The following is a 2,462-nucleotide window of genomic DNA, read 5'->3' on the forward strand; positions in this document are numbered from 1 at the left end:
AGCCTAGCAGAATGGTTTTGGGAAAGCCAGCCAGAGAGGGTGAAAGCCCCGTAAGCGAAAGGCGAGTGAGCATGGCGGTATCCAGAGTAGGTCGAGACACGTGGAACCTTGACTGAAGGAGCGGGGACCACCCCGTAAGGCTAAATACTCCTTAGTGACCGATAGCGCATAGTACTGTGAAGGAAAGGTGAAAAGGACCCCGGGAGGGGAGTGAAAGAGAACCTGAAACCCTGTGTTTACAAGCTGTGGAAGAACTTTACATGTTCAACCGCGTACTTTTTGTAGAACGGTCCGGCGAGTTGCGCTGGCTGGCGAGGTTAAGGACTATAAGGTCCGGAGCCGAAGGGAAACCAAGTCTTAACAGGGCGGTGAGTCAGTCGGAGCAGACCCGAAACCGGGTGATCTATCCATGTCCAGGATGAAGTTGCCGTAAAAGGCAATGGAGGTCCGAACCCACATCCGTTGAAAAGGGTGGGGATGAGGTGTGGATAGGGGAGAAATTCCAATCGAACCCGGAGATAGCTGGTTCTCCTCGAAATAGCTTTAGGGCTAGCCTCATGAGAGTCTTTTGGAGGTAGAGCACTGAATTTCCTAGGGGGCGTCAAAGCTTACCGAAGAATATCAAACTCCGAATGCCAGTAAGATGATTCATGGGAGTCAGACTGCACGAGATAAGTTGGGCAGTCGAAAGGGAAAGAGCCCAGACCTGCAGCTAAGGTCCCAAAGTATGTGTTAAGTGGAAAAGGATGTGGGATTTCAAAGACAACCAGGATGTTGGCTTAGAAGCAGCCACACATTAAAAGAGTGCGTAATAGCTCACTGGTCGAGAGGTCCTGCGCCGAAAATGTCCGGGGCTGAAACACATCACCGAAGCTCAGGATCCTACGGGATGGTAGAGGAGCATTGTTAACCGGACGAAGCGGTACCGGAAGGAGCCGTGGACGGTTAAGAAGAGAGAATGCCGGAATGAGTAGCGAGAGGAAGGTGGGAATCCTTCCGGCCGAATATCCAAGGTTTCCAGAGTAAAGCTGATCTGCTCTGGGTAAGTCGGGGCCTAAGGCGAGGCCGAGAGGCGTAGCCGATGGACAACAGGTTGAGATTCCTGTACTACGATATGACAGAACTGTGGGGACGCAGGGAGAGAGCACTACCGGGAATGGAAAGACCGGGGCAAGCGGGGTAGGAGGTAAGCTGGCAAATCCGCTTACCAATCTGAAGACGTGACGCATACCGAACTTAAAGTAGGGAAATGTGTGAGCTCACTGCCAAGAAAAGCCGCTATTGTTCATAGCGTACCCGTACCGTAAACCGACACAGGTGGATGAGGAGAGAATCCTAAGGCCGACGGGAGAAGCATTGTTAAGGAACTCGGCAAAATGACTCCGTAACTTCGGGAGAAGGAGTGCCTGGGAGACCAGGCCGCAGAGAATTGGCCCAAGCAACTGTTTAGCAAAAACACAGGTCTATGCGAAACCGAAAGGTGATGTATATGGGCTGACGCCTGCCCGGTGCTGGAAGGTTAAGGGGAGAGGTTAGCGCAAGCGAAGCTTTGAACTTAAGCCCCAGTAAACGGCGGCCGTAACTATAACGGTCCTAAGGTAGCGAAATTCCTTGTCGGGTAAGTTCCGACCCGCACGAAAGGCGTAATGATTTGGGCACTGTCTCGACAATGCACCCGGTGAAATTGAAGTACCAGTGAAGATGCTGGTTACCTGCGCCAGGACGGAAAGACCCCATGGAGCTTTACTCCAGCTTGATACTGGGACTCGGTATTGTATGTACAGGATAGGTGGGAGGCTAAGAAGTGGTGACGCCAGTTGCCACGGAGCCGCTGTTGGGATACCACCCTTGCAGTGCTGGGTTTCTAACCTGCGGCCGTGATCCGGCCGGGGGACAATGTCAGGTGGGGAGTTTGACTGGGGCGGTCGCCTCCGAAAGGGTATCGGAGGCGCTCAAAGGTTCCCTCAGAATGGTTGGAAACCATTCGCAGAGTGCAAAGGCAGAAGGGAGCTTGACTGCGACACCGACGGGTGGAGCAGGTACGAAAGTAGGACTTAGTGATCCGGTGGTATAAAGTGGGATTGCCATCGCTCAACGGATAAAAGCTACCCTGGGGATAACAGGCTTATCACTCCCAAGAGTTCACATCGACGGAGTGGTTTGGCACCTCGATGTCGGCTCATCGCATCCTGGGGCTGAAGTAGGTCCCAAGGGTTGGGCTGTTCGCCCATTAAAGCGGTACGCGAGCTGGGTTCAGAACGTCGTGAGACAGTTCGGTCCCTATCCGGCGTGGGCGTAGGATATTTGAGAGGAGCTGTCCTTAGTACGAGAGGACCGGGATGGACTGGCCGCTGGTGTATCTGTTGACTTACCAAGGTCATGGCAGAGTAGCCAAGCCGGGAAGGGATAAACGCTGAAGGCATCTAAGCGTGAAGCCCCCCTCAAGATGAGATATCCCTACG

Annotated in this window: 1 rRNA gene; it reads left to right on the top strand. The window is 53.4% G+C overall.

Going from position 1 to position 2,462, the window contains the following annotated elements:
- A 23S ribosomal RNA gene (locus H6A20_RS12935) occupies positions 1-2,462 on the top strand; the annotation flags it as partial.

This window comes from Mordavella massiliensis (genome assembly GCF_016901695.1).
Classification (GTDB): domain Bacteria; phylum Bacillota; class Clostridia; order Lachnospirales; family Lachnospiraceae; genus Claveliimonas; species Claveliimonas massiliensis_A.